Below are 20,142 nucleotides of genomic sequence, written 5' to 3' on the forward strand. Positions count from 1 at the left end.
CCCGTCGCTTCGCTCGCCCCAGGCCACTTCCCCGTCGCTTCGCTCGCCCCATCAGAAGTAGCCCTCGCGCTTGCGGTCTTCCATCCCCGCCTCGGAGATGCGGTCGTCGGCTCGGGTGGCGCCGCGCTCGGTGAGTCTCGAAATCGCGGTTTCGGCAATGACTTCGGACACCGTCGCCGCCGTCGACTCGACGCAGCCGGTGCACGTGACGTCGCCGACGGTGCGGAACCGCACGGTCTTCTCGACGATCGGCTCGTCCTTGCGGGGGCGCAGGTACTCGTGCACCGCCAGCAGCATGCCGTCGCGCTCGAACACCTTGCGCTGGTGGGCGTAGTAGATCGACGGGAGCTTGATCTTCTCCGCACCGATGTAGGACCAGATGTCGAATTCGGTCCAGTTCGACAGCGGGAACACGCGGATGTGCTCGCCCTTGCGATGCCGGCCGTTGTAGAGGTTCCACAGCTCGGGGCGCTGGCTCTTCGGATCCCACTGCCCGAACTCGTCGCGGAAGCTGAACACGCGCTCCTTGGCGCGGGCCTTCTCCTCGTCGCGGCGGGCGCCGCCGAACGCGGCGTCGAACTTGTTCTCCCGGATGGCGCGCAGCAGCGTGAACGTCTGCATGGGGTTGCGCGACGGGATGGTCTCCACCACGCGGCCGGCGTCGATGTCGTCCTGCACCTTCGCCACCACGAGCCGGACGCCGGATTCGGCGACGAGTTCGTCGCGCGCCTGCAGCACCTCCTCGAAGTTGTGCCCCGTGTCGACGTGCATCACCGGAAACGGCAGCCGACCCGGCTGGAAGGCCTTGATGGCCAGGTGCAGCATGACGATCGAGTCCTTGCCGCCGGAGAACAGCAGCACGGGCTTCTCGAACTCCGCGGCCACCTCGCGGATGATGTGGATCGCCTCGGCCTCCAGCGACCGCAGATGGCTGAGTTCGTACTTGCCCGCGGGTTCGTCGAGCTGCGGCGCCGTCACGACGTCCACACTAAGTTGGTCGAGTTGGCCAGGATTGCCGTCATGCCCAGGAATCTACGACCCGAACGACGGAGGTGTCAACGGTCGGGCAGCAGCGATCCGTGCACGACCAGCCGCGCTGACCACGGCTCGGGGTGCACGAATCGCAGGGAGTGGCTAGAGGGCGACCTCGGCCAGGCGACCCGTCGCGACGTCGAAGACGAAGCCGCGCGCCGATGTATGCCGGGTCACGAACGGACTGGCCGCGATGCGGCGCAGCGACTGCCGGACGTCCTCCTCGAGGTCGGTGAACGCCTCGGCGGCCCACGGCGGCTTGAGTCCGGTCTCGTCGGCGATGGCTTGCTTGAAGTCGTCGTCGGTGAACGTCAGCATGCCGCAGTCGGTGTGGTGGATGAGGATGATCTCTGTGGTGCCGAGCAGTCGCTGGCTGATGGCGAGCGAGCGGATCTCGTCGTCGGTGACGACGCCGCCGGCGTTGCGGATCACGTGCGCCTCCCCTTCGGCGAGACCGAGGATGCGGTAGACGTCGAGCCGGGCGTCCATGCAGGCGACGACGGCGACGTGCCGGCTGGGCGGCAGGGGCAGCGGCCCGGAGAAGCCGGCGGCGTACGCCTCGTTGTTCTTCAGGTACTCATCGGTGACGGACATCGTCGCTCCTCCTGTCGAGCACGGGCAGGCACCGACGGTAGCGGCGCCTGCCCGTGGGCGACAGGGTCAGGATCGAGCGGATTGCAAGTCGTACACCGTCGTTCCGCCGACGTCGGACTTGGTGAACGTCGATTCGACCCAGGCGGTGATGTCCGCGGCACTGCCGTCGCGGTGGCCGCCGAAGCCACCCCGGTCCGAGGCGAGGAAGTACCGCACCTGGCCGTCGGCGACGTACTGCTGGAACTGCGCCAGCGTCGGCGACGGATCCCCGCCGGTGAAGCCACCGATCGCCATCAGCGAGTCGCCGGTCTTCAGCTCGAGGTCGCTCACCTGCATGGAGCCGATCGCCGCGGCGGCCCACCGGGTGCCCGCCTCCCTGATCAGCGCCTCCAGCTCGGGGCTGTCGACGTGCCCGAACGGTCCGCCGCCACCGGGCCCCCTGTCGCCGCCGGGGCCATCACCCCCCGGCCCGGGACCGAAGCCGAAGCCACCGGCCTTGGCCGGGCCGGACGTCGCGACCGGACCGCTCTTCTGGCCGATCGCGGTCTCCAGCGAGTACGCCGCCGTGGCGCCGACGCCGAACAGGCAGGCCAGCACAGCCAGCACGACCGTCGCCCGGCCGGCGCGTGCCGCACCGACGGCCAGGGCCACCGCGAGCAGCACCGAGCCCACCAGCAGGACCCAGCGCAGCGCCGGCCACCACTCCGGCGTGCGGCCCAGCAGCACGAACGCCCACACGCCGGTACCGGCGAGCAGCGCCGCCAGGACGATGCGCACGGCCACCCGGGACCGGCGGCGCCACAGCTCGGCGACGGTCATCCCGACGAGCGCGGCGATCGCCGGGGCCAGCGCCACCGCGTAGTACGGGTGCACGGTGCCGTCCATGAAGCTGAACACTGCCGCGGTCACCAGCAGCCAGCCGCCCCACAGCAGCAGGCTCGCGCGCTGCAGGTCGGTGCGCGCCGCGCGCCACGTTGCCCAGGCCAGCACCACCAGCCCGACCAACGCGACCGGCAGCAGCCAGGACGACTCGGTGCCGAACGACGGGCCGAACATGCGGCCGATACCGGGGCTGCCGCCGAAGAACACGTTGCCTCCCGGGGGCCCGTCACCGCCGCCCGGGCCGCCACCGCGCGGGCCGCCGCCACCGGGCCCGCCGCCGCCGACGATGCGTTGCACGCCGTTGTAGCCCAACGCCAGTTGCAGCAGGCTGTTGTCCGTCGACCCGGCGATGTAGGGCCGCGAGTTCGCCGGCCACAGGCTGACCAGCGCGACGTACCAGCCCGCCGACACGACGATCGCGACGCCACCGGCCAGCAACGCGCCGAGGCGGCGCCACAGCGACGTCGGCGCCGCCACCAGGAACGCGAGAGCGAAGCCGGGCACCGGCAGGAACGCCTGCAGCATCTTGGTGAGGAACGCGAAGCCGACGACGACGCCGGTCAGCGCCATCCACCGGTAGCTGCCGTTCTCGATCGCCCGCACCGTGCAGTACGCCGCGACGACGAGCAGGAACACCAGCAGCGCATCGGGATTGTCGTAGCGGAACATCAGCGTCGCCACCGGCGTCAGCGCCAGCACGATGCCGGCGAGCAGCGCGGCACCCGATCCGCTGGTGCGCTTGACCGTGGCGTAGAGCACCGCGACGGCGCCGACGCCGAGCAGCGCCTGGGGCAGCAGCAGCGTGAACTCGTTGAAGCCGAACAGCCTGCCGGACAGGCCCATCAGCCACATCGCGGCAGGCGGCTTGTCGACGGTGATGGCGTTGCCGGCGTCGAGCGAGCCGAACAGCCAAGCCTTCCAGCTCTGCGTGCCTGCCTGGGCGGCCGCCGCGTAGTAGCTGTTGGCCCACCCGTTGGAGCCGAGCCCCCACAGGTAGAGCAGCGCGGTGCCGGCGAGCAGGGCCAGCAGCCCCGGGCGGGCCCAGCGCGGGTCGGCCGGACGCTCCGGCGCCGCCACGTCGCGGGTCTGGGGTGCTGCGGTGACGGTCACTGGTGTCCTTCTTCGGTGATCGAGCGGGAGCGCCGCGGGTGGAACACCCAGCCGCGGAGCAGGACGAACCGGACGGCCGTGGCGATCAGGTTCGCGAGGACCAGCACGGTGACTTCGAGCAGCCGGTGCGGCTGGTCGACGACGGCGTGCAGGCCGGCGAGCGCGCCGCTGGTGATGGCGAGCGCGATGCCGAAGACGATGAGGCCCTCGACGTGGTGGCGCGCGACGTTGCCGGCGACGCCGAACGTGAAGCGCCGGTTGGCGGCCGTGTTGCCGATGGCCGTGACCAGCAGGGCCACCAGGTTCGCCGCCTGGGCGCCGATGGCACCGTGCAGCAGCATGAACAGGATGAGATACGCGACGGTGGAGGCGACCCCGACCGCGGCGAAGCGCACCACCTGGCGGAACAGCGACCGCGGCGCGGCCTGCGACGGCCCGAGCTGGGCGGCGATGACGTTCACCGGGATCGAGCCCTTGGCGAAGCCGCGCAGCAGCCGTCCGACACCCTTGAGGTCGGCGATGGCGGTGGCGACGATGTCGACGCGGCTGTCGGGGTCGTCGACCCAGTCGACGGGCACCTCGTGGATGCGCAGTCCGCTGCGCTCGGCGAGCACCAGCAGCTCGGTGTCGAAGAACCACCCGGTGTCCGAGACGTGCGGCAGCAGCTCGCGCGCCACGTCGGACCGGATCGCCTTGAAGCCGCACTGCGCGTCGGAGAAGCCGGCCGACAGCGTCGACCGCAAAATGAGGTTGTAGCAGCGCGAGATGAATTCGCGCTTGGCGCCGCGCACCACGCGCGAGCCCCGGCTCAGCCGGGTGCCGATCGCGAGGTCGGAGTGCCCCGAGATGAGCGGGGCCACCAGCGGCGCCAGTGCGGCGAGGTCGGTGGACAGGTCGACGTCCATGTAGGCCAGGACCTCGGCGTCGGACTGTGACCACACCTCGTGCAGGGCGCGGCCGCGGCCCTTCTGCTCGAGGCGCACGTAGCGGACGTCCTCGAGGTCGGCGGCCACCCGGGCGGCGACCGCCGGGGTGGCGTCGACGCTGGCGTTGTCGGCGATCGTGATCCGCACGGGGTACGGGAACGTCTCCCGCAGGTGGCGGTGCAGCCGGCGCACGGAGTCCGCGAGCGCGACCTCCTCGTTGTAGACGGGGATGACCACGTCCAGCACGGGGACGCCACGCGCGGCAGCGGCCCGCGCGGCATTGGGGCGAGATGCGAAGCGAGGCAAGGGTTCCTGCCGTAGGTCGATGTCGGTCATGTCTCCATCGTCGTTCGGTGCGTTGTGGCAGCCGTGGGCGTCGGCTATGCGCCTGCTATGAGTCACGCGATCGGTGCCGCGGTGAGGTCGTAGACGACGGTGCGGTCGACGATCGTCGGCGCGTAGTGGGTCTCGACCCAGGCGGCGATGTCCTTGGCCTCGCGGCTGCCGCCGGTGTCGTGACCGCCGAAGCCGCCCACGAGCGCGCTGCGGATGAAGTAGTGCACCTGACCGGCTGCGACGTCGCGCTGGAACTCCGCCAGCGTCGGTGCGGGGTCGGTGCCGTTGAAGCCGCCCACCGCCATCACCGGCTCCCGGCTGGCGAGCTGGTAGCCGGCGGCGTTGTTCGAGCCGACCACCGCCGCGGTCCAGCGGAAGTGGTCGGCGTCGGCCCGAAGCAGTGCGGTCAGGCCGGGGCCGGGTTCCGGCGAGGACAGCAGCCCGCCGGCGAAGCCGCCGGGGCCCCCGAAGCCACCCGGGCCGCCGCCCGGACCACCCGGACCGCCGAAGCCACCCGGGCCGCCGGGACCACCGCCGAAGCCGCGCGCGGGGCCGACCGACGGGATGGCGCCGGAGTGCGGGGTCGCCGCGGTCGACACCGCGTAGGCCGCCGGGGCGGCGAGACAGGCGACGACGGCCAGCAGCGCCGCGGCCGTCGCGACCCGGCGTGGGAGCCGGCCGGACACCGCGACGAGCACCGTGGCCGCCGCTCCCGCAACGCCGACGGCCACCGGCAGCCAGGACAGCACCGCGCCGTCTCGCACCAGCAGCACGACGGCCAGCACCGTGGTCACCGCCACCGTGGCCGCCATGGCCACGGTGGCGCGGACGTCGGTGCGCCGGCGCCACAGCAGCGTCGCCCCGATGCCGAGCACCGCGCCGAGGGCCGGCGCCAGCGCAACGGTGTAGTAGGCGTGCACGATGCCGTTGGCGAAGCTGAACACCGCGGCGGTGAGCAGCAGCCAGCCGCCCCACAGGAGCAGTGCGATGCGCTGCTGGTCGGTGCGCGGCGCCCGACGCGTGAGGATCAGTCCGGCGACGAGGCAGACCAGCGCCGCGGGAAGCAGCCAGGCGATGTGCGTGCCCATGCCGCTGCCGAACAGCCGGCCCCAGCCGACGTCGAAGTTCAGGTTGCCGAGGCCGCCGACCTCCTCGCCGGTGAGGCGCCCGATGCCGTTGTAGCCCAGGGCGAGTTCGACGATGCTGTCGTCCTGCGATCCCCCGACGTAGGGCCGCGATGACGCCGGCCACAGCTCGACCAGGAGCAGGTACCAGCCCGACGAGACGATGAGCGCCGCGGTGGCGCCGGCCAGTCGGCGCAGCCGCGTCGGCCACGGCGCGGCGGCGGCCAGCAGGTAGACCAGTCCGAACACCGGCAGCACCAGGAACGCCTGCAGCATCTTGGCGAGGAAGGCGACGCCGACGACGACGCCGGTGCCGGCCAGCCACCACCGGCTGCTGTCGGGTGCGCACGCCCGCTGCACGAAGTACGCGCCGAGGACGAGCATCAGCACCAGCAGTGCGTCGGGATTGTTGAACCGGAAGATCAGCGCCGCGGCCGGGGTCAGGGCGAGCACCGCTCCGGCCAGCAGCGCCGCCGGCGGCCCGCTGACCCGACGCACCGCGGCGTACAGCACCGCCACCGCAGCCACGCCCATGAGCGCCTGCGGTACCAGCACGCTCCAAGAATTCAGCCCGAAGATGCGTGCCGAGACGTCCATCACCCACAGCGCGGCCGGTGTCTTGTCGACGGTGATGGCGTTGGACGCGTCGCTCGAACCGAACAGCATCGCCGTCGCGTCCGACGACCCGGCCTGCACGGCGGCGGAGTAGAACGCATTCGCCCAGCCGCTCGCCGACAGGCCGACCAGGTACAGCGCCGCCGTCGCGGCGAGCAGAACGCCGAGGGCGACCCGCTCCCCCACCGCCGTCCGCGGCGCTGAGGCGGACGGCGTCTCGGGCGTCGCGGCGCGCGACAGTACGGCGGTCATCCGTTCGATTCTCGAGCCGGGCCCTAGGCGCCCGATTTGTCCGCCCTGTGCGTCACCTGTGAAAGCGGGCCGCCACGGCGCAGCCGCACGACGAATTCGGTGGTACCCCCGCCGCTGTGCACGGCGATCGTGCCGCCGTGGGCCCGGACGACCGCCGACACGATGGCGAGCCCGAGACCGGTGCCGCCGTCGCGCCGCGACCGCGACGAGTCCCCGCGCGCAAACCGCTCGAAGATCTCCGGCTGCAACGCTTCCGGGATGCCCGGCCCGTCGTCGGCGACGGTCAGCACGGCGTCGGCACCGTCGACGGTCAGCGACGTCGTCACCGTGGTGCCCGCGGGCGTGTGGGTGCGGGCGTTGGCGAGCAGGTTGGCCAACACCTGGTGCAGGCGCGCATCGTCGCCGACGACGACCACCGGGTCCTCGGGCAGGTCGAGCGACCACGCGTGGTCTGGGCCGGCGACGTGCGCGTCGCTGACGGAGTCCACGACGAGCCGGGACAGGTCGACCGGCTCAGTGATCAGGCCGCGGCCCTCGTCGAGACGCGCGAGCAGCAGCATGTCCTCGACCAGGTTCGTCATCCGCTGCGTCTCGGACTCCACCCGGCTCATGGCGTGCGCGACGTCGTCGGGCAGCTCGGCGCGCTTGCGCTGGGCGAGTTCGGTGTATCCGCGGATCGCGGCGAGCGGCGTGCGCAGTTCGTGGCTGGCGTCGGCGACGAACTGCCGCACGCGGGTCTCGCTGGCGTGCCGCGCCGAGAGCGCCCCGGCGATGCGCGCCAGCATGCGGTTGAGCGCCGACCCCAGCTGCCCCACCTCGGTGTGCGCCCCGGCCGGGTCGACCGTCACGATCGGCGTCGGCAGGCGCACCTCGCCGCGGTCGAGTTCGAGGTCGGCGACGTCCCGCGCGGCCGCGGCGACGCGCGACAGCGGCGCCAGCTGGCGGCGGATCACCAGGATGCCGGCGACCGTGGCCGCCAGTAGGGCGGTCACCGCCACGACGCAGAACATGCCGAGCACCCACAGCAGCGTGTCGTCGACCACCGCGGTGGGCAGCCCCGTGACGATGATCTGCGAGCCGTGCCGCGAGTGCAGGGCGATCACCCGGTAGCGGCCCAGCCCGTCGAGTTCGACCGTGCGCGGCCGGTGGTCCGGCGGCACCGCGGCCAACTGCTCACTGGCCGTCGCGCTGACCGTGGCGCGTCCGCCCTCGGCGGTGATGACGCCCGCGTCGACCGCCCCGCCGGGCGACACCACCGCTCCGACGGTCCGGGCCGCCTGCCCGGGTGCGTTCAGGAAACCCGGCCCCGGCCCGCTCTCGGGGTCGAAGCGGCCGCGGCCGGGTTCGCCGGGATACGGCGACGGCCGATCGCCGCCGGGCGGCCGGAAGTCCGGCGGCAGCGGCGGCAGGTCGAAGATTGCCGCCGAACGCCGTCCCGCCTCCCCCAATTGCTCGTCGAGCTGGTGGGAGAGGAAGCGCTGCAACGCGAACTCGGTGCCCACGCCGATCGCCGCGCACACCGCCGCCAGCAGCAGCACCTGGGTGACGAGCAGCCGGACGCGCAACGACCACGTCCGCGGTGACCGCCACCGGGTGCGGGACCCGGCGCCCTCGGCGTGGTCGGGGTCAGCGTGCGGGCTTGAGGACATACCCCGCGCCCCGCAGGGTGTGGATCATCGGCTCGCGACCGCTGTCGATCTTCTTGCGCAGATAGCTGACGTACAGCTCGACGATGTTGGACCGTCCGCCGAAGTCGTAGCTCCACACGCGGTCGAGGATCTGCGCCTTGCTCAGCACCCGCTTGGCGTTGCGCATCATGAAGCGCAGCAGCTCGAATTCGGTGGCGGTCAACGTGATCGGCTCTCCCGCACGGGTCACCTCGTGGCTGTCCTCGTCGAGCACCAGGTCGCCGACGATCAGCTGGGCGCCGCCGGCTTCGTCGGCGATGCCGGTGCGACGCAGCAGGGCGCGCAGCCGCAGCACCACCTCCTCGATGCTGAACGGCTTGGTGACGTAGTCGTCGCCGCCCGCGGTCAGCCCGGCGATGCGGTCCTCCACGGAGTCCTTGGCGGTCAGCAGCAGCAGCGGCAGTCCGGGGATCTGCGTGCGCAACTCCTTGAGGACGTCCAGACCGCTCATGTCGGGCAGCATCACGTCGAGCACCACGACGTCGGGCGGCGTCTCGCGCGCCGCCGCGATCGCCGATGCGCCGTCGCCGGCGGTCGTGATGTCCCAGCCCTCGTAGCGCAGTGCCATGGACACCAGTTCGGCGAGCACGGGCTCGTCGTCGACGACGAGGACGTTGATGGGGCCACCGTCGGCGCGGCGCATGGCGACGCGCGCGGGGTCCTGGTCGTGGGCGGTGGTCACCGCACCATCCTCCACGCGCGCGATGAGGGCGTCCTGTGGCATTCCTATGCGCGGGCTGTGAGTACTCGCGCCCACGGGGTGCCTGCGGTCCTCACAGCGGACGCACACGTTCACAGCGCACAGTGGTCGACATGACGACGTGGGGTTGGCGCGGCGCCGCCGCGGCGGTGGGCATCGCCGTGGCGATCGGGGGGCTCGGCGGGGCCGCGGTGTATGCGGCCACCGACACGGGCGGCGACTGGATGGCGGGGCCACCCCACGATCGCCCACCGAACCACGCGACACACCTGAGCGGGGGTCAGGACCCGGTCGTGGCGGCTGTGCACGCCGAGTACGTGGTCGCCGGCGCCGCAGGCGGATTCGCCACGATGCTGACGCAGACCGGTCGGGTGACCGCCGTGTCACCGACCGGGCTCACCGTGCGCAGCGACGATGGCTACACGCAGGCGTACGTCATGCCGCCCAACGCCGCACCGCCGACCTTCGCCACCGGAGACGCCGTCACCGTCCACGCGAAGCGAGACGGGGAGGCCGCAGTGGTGCAAACCCTGCGACCTCCCCGGTGAGCGTCGGGCTCAGCGCGAACCGAGCAGCGTCAGCCCGGCAGACCCTCCTCCTCGGGAGGCAGCGGCGCGGGGCCGGTGATCTCGGGCGCCGCCGACGACGTGGTCGGCGTGGTGGGCGCGGCGGATTCGGTGCTCGTCTCGCCGGTCGTGGCCTCGGACGTCACGACCGGGCCGGGAGGCGCCGGGTCCGCGGGCTCGGCCGCACTCGTGGCCATCGTCACACCGCCCATTGCCAGCACGGCGCCGGCACCGGCGGTGGCGGCCAATAGCTTCACCTTCGTGGTCTTCACGGGGATCACTCCACATCGTCAACTCGACTACGGGTGTATCGCGGGAAGCGTCATCGCCCCCGCACCCGGGTAGCCGATCTCTCAGATCGTGAAACACCCGCTATTTCGCGGCTTCCTCCTCCGAGGGCAGCGGCGCCGGGCCCTTGATCGCCGGCACGGCCTCCTCGACCGCCGGCGCCTTCGGCGGCGTGGCCTCGGTACTGGTCGCGCCGATCGTCATCGTCGTGCTCTTCACCGCATCGGCGTGGCCGCTCTCGGCCGTGGTCGCCACGTTCATCGCGCCGATCGCGACCACCGCGGCACCACCGGCGATCGCCGCGGCGAGCTTCACCTGCCGCCGCGCCCGTCCCATCTGACGTGTCGTCATCCTCAACCCCTGTGTCCCGCTCCACCGTCCACTCCCGCCCGCGGGGTGTGACGTGCTGCCAGTGAACGCTCCGAAGCTGTGCGGACCCTTCGAGCGCGCTACCAGTTCGCGGCATGCCGGTTCGGGCCGCTCGCGGCCGTATCGCCCGCCATCTCCTACCCTGTCGGCATGCGACCGGCGAACGAGGCGACGTGACGCGGTTCCTGGCGCGCCGACTGCTCAACTACGCGGTGTTGCTGGCGCTGGCGTCGTTCCTCACCTTCTGCCTCACCGCGTGGGCCTTCGATCCGCTCGAGAGTCTCGAGAGCCGCAACCCGCGCCCACCGCAGGCCGTCATCGACGCCAAGGCCGCCGAACTGCACCTCGACGAACCCGTCGTCGAGCGCTACGCCACCTGGGTGTCCGAGGCCGTGCGCGGCGACTTCGGCACCACGATCGCCGGCCAACCCGTGTCCGACGAACTCGGCCGCCGCATCGGCGTCAGCCTCCGCCTCGTCGTCATCGGCTCGGTGGTCGGCACGGTGCTCGGCGTCGTCGTCGGCGCGTGGGGCGCGGTCCGCCAGTACCGGATCTCCGACCGCGTCATCACCATCGTCTCGCTGATCCTCATCAGCACGCCCATGCTGGTGCTCGCCCCGCTACTCATGCTGCCCGCCAACGCGCTCAACGAGGCGTTGGGCTTCCAGCTGTTCGCCTACATCGGTGAGACGTCGGCGACACCCGTGCCGGGCGCCTGGGCGTCGTTCGTCGACCGGCTGCAGCACCTGGTGCTGCCGACCACCGCGCTGATCCTCTCCGCCGCAGCGGGTTACAGCCGGTACCAGCGCAGCGCGATGCTCGACGTGCTGGGCCAGGACTTCATCCGCACGGCACGGGCCAAGGGGCTGACCCGCAGGCAGGCACTGCTCAAGCACGGATTGCGGACGGCGCTCATCCCCATGGCGACGCTGTTCGCCTACAGCGTCGGCGGCCTGGTCACCGGCGCGGTGTTCGTCGAGAAGATCTTCGGCTGGCACGGCATGGGTGAGTGGGCCGTCCAGGGCATCGCCACGCAGGACACCAACATCGTCGCAGCGATCACCGTGTTCACCGGCGCCACCGTGCTGCTGGCGGGACTGCTCTCCGACGTCATCTACGCCGCACTGGACCCGAGGGTGAGGGTGTCGTGACACGGTCCCGGGAAGGCGCCCAACCCGACGCCTCGCGGCAAGACGAACCGCAGGCCACCGACGCGTCGACCAGCGCCCAGTCCGGCGTCGCAGTCGGCTCGTTCGCCTCGCGGCGCACGCTGACGCTGCGGCGCTTCCTGCGCAACCGACTCGCCGTCGGCGCGCTGCTCGTCCTGCTCGGGCTCGCGGTGGGGTGCTACGCACTGCCGCCGCTGCTCCCGTGGAGTTACACCGATCTCGACTACCTTGCGCTGCAGCAGCCGCCGAGTCCCAGCCACTGGTTCGGCACCAACGCCCTCGGCCAGGACCTGCTCGCCCAGACACTGCGCGGCATGCAGAAGTCCTTGCTCATCGGCGTCTGCGTCGCATTGGTGTCGACCGTCATCGCCGCCACGGTCGGGGCGATCGCGGGCTACTTCGTCGGGTGGCGCGACCGCGCGCTGATGTGGCTGGTGGACCTGCTGCTCGTGGTGCCCAGCTTCATCCTCATCCTCATCATCACGCCCCGTACCCGCGGCTCGGACACCGTGCTGTGGCTCATCCTGCTGCTGGCGGTGTTCAGCTGGATGATCAGCGCCCGCATGGTGCGCGGCCTGACGATGAGCCTCAAGGAACGCGAATTCATCACCGCGGCGCGCTACATGGGGGTGTCCAACACCCGGATCATCGTGCGTCACGTGCTGCCCAACGTCGCGTCGATCCTCATCATCGACACCGCGCTCAACGTCGGCGTGGCGATCCTGGCCGAAACCGGGCTCAGCTTCCTGGGATTCGGCATCCAACCGCCCGACGTGTCCCTCGGCACCCTCATCAGCGACGGCACGCAGTCGGCCTTCACGTTCCCGTGGCTGTTCCTCTTCCCGGCCGGCGTCCTGGTGCTCATCGTCGTGTGTGCCAACGTAATCGGCGATGCGCTGCGCGATGCGCTCGACCCCAGCGCACGCACCCTGCGGCGGCGGCGCGGATGAGCGAGCTGCTGTCGGTGACCGACCTGACGGTCACCTTTCCCACCGACACCGAGGACGTCGCCGCCGTGCGCGGCATGTCCTTCGACGTCCACCCGCGGGAGGTCGTCGCGCTGGTCGGCGAGTCCGGAGCGGGCAAGTCCGCGACCGCGATGGCCGTCGTTGGGCTGTTACCCGAATACGCCGCGGTCGGCGGCTCGGTGCGGCTGCACGGCGACGAACTGATCGGCCTCGACGACACCAGGATGTCGCGGATCCGCGGCCGCACGATCGGCACGGTCTTCCAGGACCCGATGTCGGCGCTCACGCCGGTCTACACCGTCGGCGACCAGATCGCGGAGGCGCTGCGCGTCCACCAGACCGGAATGACGCGGCGCGCCGCGGCGGCCCGTGCGGTGGAACTGCTCGAGCTGGTCGGCATCAATCAGCCGCAGCGGCGCGCACGGTCCTTCCCCCACGAACTCTCCGGCGGCGAACGGCAGCGCGTCGTCATCGCCATCGCGATCGCCAACGACCCCGATCTCATCATCTGCGACGAGCCGACCACCGCGCTCGACGTCACCGTGCAGGCGCAGATCCTCGACGTGCTGCGGACCGCCCGCGACGTCACCGGGGCCGGCGTGCTGATCATCACCCACGACCTCGGCGTGGTGAACGAGTTCGCCGACCGCGCCCTGGTGATGTACGCCGGGCGCGCCGTGGAGACCGCGCCGGTGGCGACGATCGTCGCCGACCGCGTCATGCCCTACACCGTCGGACTGCTCGGCTCCGTGCCGCGGCTCGACGCGACGCAGGGCGTGCGGCTGGTGCCGATCCCGGGCGCGCCGCCGTCGATGGCGGCCCTGCCGCCGGGTTGCACGTTCGCGCCCCGCTGCCCGCTGGCCATCGACGACTGCCGCGCCGCCGAACCACCGCTGATCCCGGTGGGACCCGACCACACCGCGGCCTGCATCCGCACCGAGCACGTCGCCGGCCGGTCGGCGAGCGACGTCTACGGCGTCTCGACCGCCGCCCCCGACGCGGCGCCCGACCCCGACGCGCCGGTGGTGCTGCGCGTGCGCGACCTGGTGAAGACCTACGACCTGACCCGCGGCGTGGTGTTCCGCCGCACGATCGGCGAGGTGCGGGCCGTCGACGGCATCGGCTTCGAGCTGCGGCAGGGTCAGACGCTCGGCATCGTCGGCGAGTCGGGGTCCGGCAAGTCGACCACGCTGCACCAGATCCTGGAACTCACGGCGCCGCAGGGCGGCTCGATCGAGGTCCTGGGCCGCGACGTCGCGACACTGGACCGGCGCGGCCGCCGCGCGCTGCGCGGTGACCTGCAGGTGGTGTTCCAGGACCCCGTCGCGTCGCTCGACCCGCGGCTGCCGGTGTCCGACGTGCTGGCGGAACCGTTGACCGCCAACGGTTTCGATGCCGCGCGGCTCGACGAGCGGGTGGCCGAGCTGCTGTCCCTGGTCGGGCTGCGCCGCGAGGACGCCGCCCGGTACCCGGCCGAATTCTCCGGTGGCCAGAAGCAGCGCATCGGGATCGCCCGGGCGCTCGCGCTGCAGCCGAAGATCCTCGCGCTCGACGAACCGGTGTCCGCGCTGGACGTGTCGATACAGGCCGGCATCATCAACCTGCTGCTGGACCTGCAGGAGCGCTTCGGCCTGTCCTACCTGTTCGTCTCGCACGACCTGTCGGTGGTCAAGCACCTCGCCGACCACGTGGTGGTCATGCATGACGGGAAGGTCGTCGAGAGCGGTCGGGCCGCCGACGTCTTCGCCGACCCCCGCGACGAATACACCCGCCGGCTCCTCGCGGCCGTCCCGCGGGTGTAGCGCGGCGCGACGGTGCCTGCACCGGCACCGCGGCGGGCACGATTAGAGTCGGAGCGCATGACGATCCGACGCATCGCCGTCGCCCTGCTGGTGGCCGGCCTGACCCTGACGGCGTGTTCGGGCGGCGACGAGCCGCCCCCGTCGGCCGGTGGCGACGCCCAGGTCGGGTCGACCAGCGACCTCAACCCGCAAGACCCCGCCACGCTGCAGCAGGGCGGCGCGCTGCGGTTGGCGCTCTCGGGCTTCCCGGAGAACTTCAACACCCTGCACATCGACGGCAACGTCGCCGACGTCGGCGCGATGATGAAGGCGACCATGCCGCGCGCGTTCCGGATCGGCGCCGACGGCTCGGCGACGGTGAACACCGACTACTTCACCAACGTCGAACTCACCGGCACCAACCCTCAGGTGGTCACCTACACCATCAACCCCAAGGCGGTGTGGAGCGATGGCACGCCGATCACGTGGGAGGACATCAAGAGCCAGATCGACGCCACCAGCGGCAAGAACGACGAGTTCGCGATCGCGAGCCCCAACGGCAGCGAACGCGTCGCCGCGGTGACCCGCGGTGTCGACGACCGGCAGGCCGTCATGACCTTCGCCAAGCCGTACTCGGAGTGGCGCGGCATGCTGGCCGGCAACACCATGCTGCTGCCCAAGAGCATGACCGCCACCCCGGAGGCGTTCAACAAGGCCCAGCTCACCCAGCCCGGCCCATCGGCGGGCCCCTTCGCGATCACGAACATCGACCGCACCGCACAACGAATCACGTTGACGCGCAACCCCGCCTGGTGGGGCGCGGCGCCGAAGCTCGACAGCATCACCTACTCGGTGCTCGACGACGCCGCCCGCATCCCCGCGCTGCAGAGCAACGCGCTCGACGCCACCGGACTCGCCAGCCTCGACGAGATGGAGATCGCCCGCCGCACACCCGGCATCTCGATCCGCCGCGCGCCGGGACTGAGCTGGTACCACGTCACGTTCAACGGGGCCCCGGGGTCGCTGCTGTCCGACGAGAAGCTGCGCACCGCCATCGCCAAGGGCATCGACCGGCAGACCATCGCGAGCGTCACCCAGCGCGGCCTCGCCGACAACCCGGTGCCGCTCAACAACCACATCTACGTCGCGGGCCAGGAGGGCTATCAGGACAACAGCGGCGTCGTCGGGTTCGACCCGGAAGCCGCCAAGCGCGAACTCGACGCCCTCGGCTGGCGGATGAACGGTCAGTTCCGGGAGAAGGACGGCCGCCAGCTCGTCATCCGCGACGTGTTCTACGACGCGGTGACCACGCGGCAGGTTGCGCAGATCGCCCAGAACAACCTCGCGCAGATCGGCGTCAAGCTCGACCTGCAGGCCAAGGGCGGCAACGGCTTCTTCAGCCAGTACATCACCGTCGGGAACTTCGACGTCGCCCAGTTCAGCTGGGTGGCCGACGCGTTCCCGCTGTCCGGGCTGACGCAGATCTACCTGTCGAGCGGCGAGAGCAACTTCGGCAAGATCGGCAGCCCGGAGATCGACGCCAAGATCGAACAGACCCTGGAGGAACTCGACCCGGCCAAGGCCCGCACGCTCGCCAACGAACTCGACCAGATGATCTGGGCCGAGGGCTTCAGCCTGCCGCTGACGCAGTCGCCCGGCAACGTGGCCGTGCGGAGCACCCTCGCCAACTTCGGCGCGGCAGGCCTCGCCGATCTCGACTACAGCACCATCGGGTTCACGAAGTCCTGACGTCACCCCGGCGGCCGCGGACCGCCCGTGGCACGGCGGTCGGCACCATCGCCTCGGCGGCCGCGGCGGCGCCGAGCCCCCGCGCCAGCAGGCGAAACGCCCACGGTGCCGGCTCGGCGTCCAACGATGCTGCCGCGGAGACCAATTCGGTGGTCGAGCCCGCGTACACGGCGTCGACCACGCGCAATGCCGCCGACTCGCGCGCGTCGAGGATGCTGTGGCCCGCCGTCGGCAGCTCGACCAGCGTGGCACCGGGGATCAGCCCGGCGATGCGGTGGGCGACCGCCGGCGGGGTCACCAGGTCGCGCCCACCCGCGAGCACGACCGTGGGCCAGGCGAACTCGGGCATCGCGGCGATCAGGTCGAACGGCTCGGCGACGTAGTCGACCTCTTCACCGCCCTGATCGCGCAGCGCCACGGCCGGGTCGAGCGGACCGCCGTCGGGCACGGCGCCGTAGTTCAGTTCGCGATAGCCGATGCGTGCCACCAGGTCCGGCTCGTGGTGGTAGGGAGTCTTCCGCTCGAACAGCAGCCGGGTGCCGTGGCCGACCGCGCCCCACAGCCAGTCATGACCGTCGAGCAGCAGATCCAACTGGCGGCCGAGCACGTCCGGTCCGGCGTAGCCGTAGAGCCCCGCCGCCAGGTGCGTGCCGGCCGGGGTGAGCACGCCGTCGGCGACCAGGCGGCGGACCTTCGCGGCCACCTGCGCAGTCCCCGGTTCGACGCCGTCCCAGAGCACGCGGCGGGTCTGCTCGCGCACCAGGTCGATGTCATCGGCCGACAGCAGCGGCGAGTCGAGCACCAGGGCGTGCACCCGCTGCGGATGCCGCACGCCCATCCCGGACGCCAGGTAGCTGCCGTAGGAGGTGCCGTACACCACCGCCGCCGGCACGTCGGCGTCGTCGAGGACCGCCGCGAGGTCGTCGACCGCCGCCTCGACGGTCAGTGCGGCCGGAGGCAGGTCGACCCCGTCGTCGTGGCGCGACAGCCCGACCCCGCGGTGCTCGACCATGATGACGTCGACGCCGGCGGCGGCGAAGCGACGGCGCAGGACCCGGTACAGCGCCACCGACGCCGCGCCCGGGCCGCCCGGGACGACGAGGAGCGGGTGCGGCGAGCGCGGGCCGCTGCGCACGTAGTAGAGGTCGAACTCGCGCCCATCCCCCACCGGCCTGCGGATGCTGCGCACCCCGGGTAGGGCCGCCAACCGGGCGTGCGCTCGCCGGCGGCGGGCGGTCATGGTCATCGCCCGCCATTGTGAGGTTGGGTTCGGGGTGAGTCAAAGCCGTGCCACCGCACGGCGCCGTCAGTAGAAATTCGGGCATGACGACCGTGGAACGCATCGACCTCGTCCTGCCGGGAACGCCGGCGTGGACCGCCCTGCTGGCCGACATCGCCGCCGGCGCCAAGGACCGCGACCTCAACGACCAGAACCCCTTCGACCAGGTGGCCGCCCTCAAGCGCGCCGGCTTCGGCACGCTGCGGCTGCCGCGTGACCTCGGCGGCCCGGAATACACTGTCCCGCAGCTTTTCTCGGCCGTCATCGACGTGGCACGCGCCGACCCGATCGTCGCGCACATCTTCCGCACCCACTTCTGGTTCGTCGAGGAGCGGCTGCGCACCGCCGCCGACGCGGGTGCGCAGCGCTGGCTGCGCGAGGTGGCCGCCGGCAAGGCGTTCGGCAACGCGTTCAGCGAGAAGGGCGCCAACGCCGTCGGCAGCCTGGTGTTCAACACCCGGCTGCTGCCCGATGGCGCGGGCGGCTACGTGCTCGACGGCGAGAAGTTCTACAGCACCGGCACGCTGTTCAGCGACTACCTGACGGTGGCGGCCACCACCGACCACGACTCGGCGGCCACCGTGGTGATCCCGGCCGACCGCACCGGCGTGCGGCTGGTCGACGACTGGGACGGCTTCGGCCAGCGGCGCACCGGCACCGGCACCACGACGTTCACCTCGGTCGCCGTGGCCGCCGACGAGCTGCTCAGCGACAGCCCGTACGACGCCGAGGCGGTGCCGACCGTTCAGTACGCGTCGCTGCAGCTGTACATCCACGCCGTGGTCGCGGGCGTGCTGGCCGGCATCGTCGACGACGGCATCGCGCTGCTGCGGTCGCGCGACCGCAGTTTCAGTCACGCCCCCACCGAACGTCCCACCGAGGACCCGCTGCTGCAGCGCCAGCTCGGCGAACTGGCGGCCACCGCCTCGATCGCCCGCGCCGCGGTCCTCGACGCCGCCGCGGCGATCGCCGAGGCCAACGCCTCCGAGGTCGACGGCGTCCCCGACGCGGCGCTGGCCGCCGAGGCGCAGCTACGCGCTGCAAAGGTCAAGGTGCACCTCGACGACGTCGCGCCGCAGGCCGCCACCCGGCTGCTCGAACTCGGCGGGGCCAGCGCCGCGAGCCGGCAGCGCAACCTCGACCGGCACTGGCGCAACATCCGCACCATCACCCTGCACAACCCGGTGGCGTACAAGGCCCGCGTGATCGGCCAGCACCTGCTGCACGGCACCCCCATCCCGGCCAACGCCTACTTCTGACGGGCGATTTCGGCGCGCTTTCGTTCGGTGAGCGAACGAGAGCGCGCCGAAATCGCTGGAAAGGCAGCATTCGATGACCAAGCAGTTGCACCTCGGCGGGTTCCAGATCGCGTCGCAGGTCACCCACTCGCACGCCGCGTGGCGGCACCCGGCCAGCGACACCGGGTTCACCCATCCGGAGTACTACCACCGGATCGGCCGCATCCTGGAACGCGGCAAGTTCGACTTCCTGTTCTTCGCCGACCTGCTGGCCGCGCCGGCACGCTTCGGCGGTGACATCACCGAGCCGCTGCGGCGCGGCACGCAGGCCACGGCGACGCTGGACCCGTCGATCGTCGCGGCGAGCATCGGCGCGGTCACCAGCAAGCTGGGGCTGGCGATCACGAAGAGCGCGACCTACTTTCACCCGTACGAGCTGGCCCGCAGCTTCGCCAGCCTCGATCACGTGACGCGCGGCCGCGTCGCCTGGAACATCGTCACCTCACTGACGCAGAGCGAGGCGCAGAACTTCGGGTACGACGAACACCTGGGCCACGAGTCGCGTTACGAGCGGGCCGACGAATTCGTGCGCACCGCACTGGAACTGTGGTCGAGCTGGGATCCGGACGCCCTGGTGCTCGACAAGGCCGACGGCGTCTTCGCCGACCCGGACCGCATCCGCCGGGTCGACCACGACGGACGGTTCTTCCGCAGTCGCGGGCCGCTCAACGTGCCGCGCTCCCCGCAGGGGCGGCCGGTACTCATCCAGGCGGGCTCGTCGAACACCGGCCGCGACTTCGCCGCGACGTGGGCCGAGGCGATCTTCGAGATCGACCCGACCCCGGAGGGCCGCCGCGCCTACTACGACGACATCAAGTCGCGCGCGGAGAACATCGGTCGCGACCCCGACGGGGTGCTGATCTTCCCGGCGTTCGTCCCGTTCATCGGCGAGACCGAGTCGATCGCCCGGGAGAAGCAGGCCTTCCACAACGAGCTGGCCGACCCCATCTCCGGACTGATCACCCTGAGCGTGCACACCGACCACGACTTCTCCGTCTACGACCTGGACGCACCGGTGGAGGACGTCGTGGTGACCGGCACCCAGGGGCTGTTCGACACGGCCCGGCGGGTGGCGAATCGCGACAACCTGACGCTGCGCGACGTCGGCAGGTGGTACGCCCAGGGCGTGCTGCTGCCGCAGTTCGTCGGCACGGCCGAGCAGGTGGCCGATCAGATCGAGGAATCGTTCCGCGCGGGCGAGGCCGACGGGTTCATGGTGTCGGCCGCGCAGACGCCGGGCACGTTCAACGACTTCGTCGACGCCGTGGTGCCGATCCTGCAGCGGCGCGGGCTGTTCCGCACCGAGTACACCGGCGACACGCTGCGCGACCACCTCGGCCTGCCGCCCGCCACGTTCGACGCGCCGCAGCGCCCGCGGGTATCGGTGGCGAGCTGACGTTCGCGGCCGGGCGCCCG

At 71.6% G+C, this 20,142-nt stretch carries 17 protein-coding genes; 7 read left to right on the forward strand and 10 right to left on the reverse strand.

The annotated features are described in order from the left end of the window. Positions 1 to 51: 51 nt before the first annotated feature. The 7 genes from cysD to FZ046_RS25410 all read right to left on the reverse strand — a co-directional run bounded on the left by cysD (position 52) and on the right by FZ046_RS25410 (position 9,202). Positions 52 to 978: a sulfate adenylyltransferase subunit CysD gene (gene cysD, locus FZ046_RS25380; protein WP_070355056.1), complete on the reverse strand. Its 927-nt coding sequence runs from the start codon at positions 976 to 978 to the stop codon at positions 52 to 54. Positions 979 to 1,134: 156 nt separating this feature from the next. Beyond that, complete coding sequence (locus tag FZ046_RS25385; protein ID WP_070355027.1) at positions 1,135 to 1,626, reverse strand: beta-class carbonic anhydrase; 492 nt, start codon at positions 1,624 to 1,626, stop codon at positions 1,135 to 1,137. Positions 1,627 to 1,692: 66 nt separating this feature from the next. Continuing rightward, entirely contained in the window at positions 1,693 to 3,618 is a 1,926-nt protein-coding gene (locus FZ046_RS25390) for an ArnT family glycosyltransferase (protein ID WP_083298448.1), read from the reverse strand. After that, positions 3,615 to 4,880, reverse strand: coding sequence for a bifunctional glycosyltransferase family 2/GtrA family protein (locus FZ046_RS25395; protein WP_070355026.1), 1,266 nt, complete (start codon positions 4,878 to 4,880; stop codon positions 3,615 to 3,617). Before FZ046_RS25395 ends, FZ046_RS25390 begins: the two co-directional genes overlap by 4 nt. 62 nt (positions 4,881 to 4,942) lie before the next feature. After that, the gene (locus FZ046_RS25400; protein WP_149484340.1) at positions 4,943 to 6,871 is read right to left on the reverse strand and encodes a glycosyltransferase family 39 protein; all 1,929 of its coding nucleotides are present in this window, start codon (positions 6,869 to 6,871) and stop codon (positions 4,943 to 4,945) included. A 23-nt stretch (positions 6,872 to 6,894) separates the two neighbouring features. Continuing rightward, the gene (locus FZ046_RS25405) at positions 6,895 to 8,520 is read right to left on the reverse strand and encodes a sensor histidine kinase (RefSeq protein ID WP_070356089.1); all 1,626 of its coding nucleotides are present in this window, start codon (positions 8,518 to 8,520) and stop codon (positions 6,895 to 6,897) included. After that, positions 8,498 to 9,202, reverse strand: coding sequence for a response regulator transcription factor (locus FZ046_RS25410; protein ID WP_070356099.1), 705 nt, complete (start codon positions 9,200 to 9,202; stop codon positions 8,498 to 8,500). The genes FZ046_RS25405 and FZ046_RS25410 overlap by 23 nt, the downstream gene beginning before the upstream one ends. Positions 9,203 to 9,372: 170 nt before the next feature. Here FZ046_RS25410 and FZ046_RS25415 point away from each other — a divergent pair, with 170 nt between their 5' ends. Then, positions 9,373 to 9,807, forward strand: a complete 435-nt coding sequence (locus tag FZ046_RS25415) for a hypothetical protein (protein WP_070356090.1) — start codon at positions 9,373 to 9,375, stop codon at positions 9,805 to 9,807. Between the two features lie 29 nt (positions 9,808 to 9,836). Here the strand turns inward: FZ046_RS25415 and FZ046_RS25420 are convergent, their stop codons facing one another. Further along, on the reverse strand, positions 9,837 to 10,097 hold the full coding sequence (locus tag FZ046_RS25420; RefSeq protein WP_070356100.1) for a hypothetical protein: 261 nt from the start codon (positions 10,095 to 10,097) through the stop codon (positions 9,837 to 9,839). Between the two features lie 100 nt (positions 10,098 to 10,197). Beyond that, positions 10,198 to 10,464, reverse strand: a complete 267-nt coding sequence (locus FZ046_RS25425) for a hypothetical protein (protein WP_070356091.1) — start codon at positions 10,462 to 10,464, stop codon at positions 10,198 to 10,200. A gap of 191 nt (positions 10,465 to 10,655) precedes the next feature. Between FZ046_RS25425 and FZ046_RS25430 the strand changes: the two genes are divergently transcribed. The 4 genes from FZ046_RS25430 to FZ046_RS25445 all read left to right on the forward strand — a co-directional run bounded on the left by FZ046_RS25430 (position 10,656) and on the right by FZ046_RS25445 (position 16,149). Further along, entirely contained in the window at positions 10,656 to 11,633 is a 978-nt protein-coding gene (locus tag FZ046_RS25430) for an oligopeptide ABC transporter permease OppB (protein ID WP_070356092.1), read from the forward strand. A 119-nt stretch (positions 11,634 to 11,752) separates the two neighbouring features. Beyond that, positions 11,753 to 12,601, forward strand: coding sequence for an oligopeptide ABC transporter permease OppC (locus FZ046_RS25435; protein ID WP_246183094.1), 849 nt, complete (start codon positions 11,753 to 11,755; stop codon positions 12,599 to 12,601). After that, positions 12,598 to 14,421, forward strand: coding sequence for an oligopeptide ABC transporter ATP-binding protein OppD (locus tag FZ046_RS25440; RefSeq protein ID WP_070356094.1), 1,824 nt, complete (start codon positions 12,598 to 12,600; stop codon positions 14,419 to 14,421). The genes FZ046_RS25435 and FZ046_RS25440 overlap by 4 nt, the downstream gene beginning before the upstream one ends. A gap of 57 nt (positions 14,422 to 14,478) precedes the next feature. Continuing rightward, positions 14,479 to 16,149, forward strand: a complete 1,671-nt coding sequence (locus FZ046_RS25445) for an oligopeptide ABC transporter substrate-binding protein OppA (RefSeq protein ID WP_070356095.1) — start codon at positions 14,479 to 14,481, stop codon at positions 16,147 to 16,149. On the opposite strand, the gene FZ046_RS25450 is transcribed toward FZ046_RS25445, so the two are convergent. Continuing rightward, positions 16,136 to 17,395: an alpha/beta fold hydrolase gene (locus tag FZ046_RS25450; RefSeq protein WP_070356096.1), complete on the reverse strand. Its 1,260-nt coding sequence runs from the start codon at positions 17,393 to 17,395 to the stop codon at positions 16,136 to 16,138. The genes FZ046_RS25445 and FZ046_RS25450 overlap by 14 nt on opposite strands. Positions 17,396 to 17,472: 77 nt before the next feature. On the opposite strand from FZ046_RS25450, the gene FZ046_RS25455 reads away from it, so the two are divergent. Together FZ046_RS25455 and FZ046_RS25460 are read left to right on the forward strand one after the other, a co-directional pair. Further along, on the forward strand, positions 17,473 to 18,687 hold the full coding sequence (locus tag FZ046_RS25455) for an acyl-CoA dehydrogenase family protein (protein WP_070356097.1): 1,215 nt from the start codon (positions 17,473 to 17,475) through the stop codon (positions 18,685 to 18,687). Between the two features lie 73 nt (positions 18,688 to 18,760). Next, a complete protein-coding gene (locus FZ046_RS25460) occupies positions 18,761 to 20,122 on the forward strand; it encodes an LLM class flavin-dependent oxidoreductase (protein WP_070356098.1) in 1,362 nt (453 codons plus the stop codon). Positions 20,123 to 20,142: the final 20 nt, after the last annotated feature.

The sequence above is a fragment of the Mycolicibacterium grossiae genome (genome assembly GCF_008329645.1).
Lineage (GTDB): Bacteria > Actinomycetota > Actinomycetes > Mycobacteriales > Mycobacteriaceae > Mycobacterium > Mycobacterium grossiae.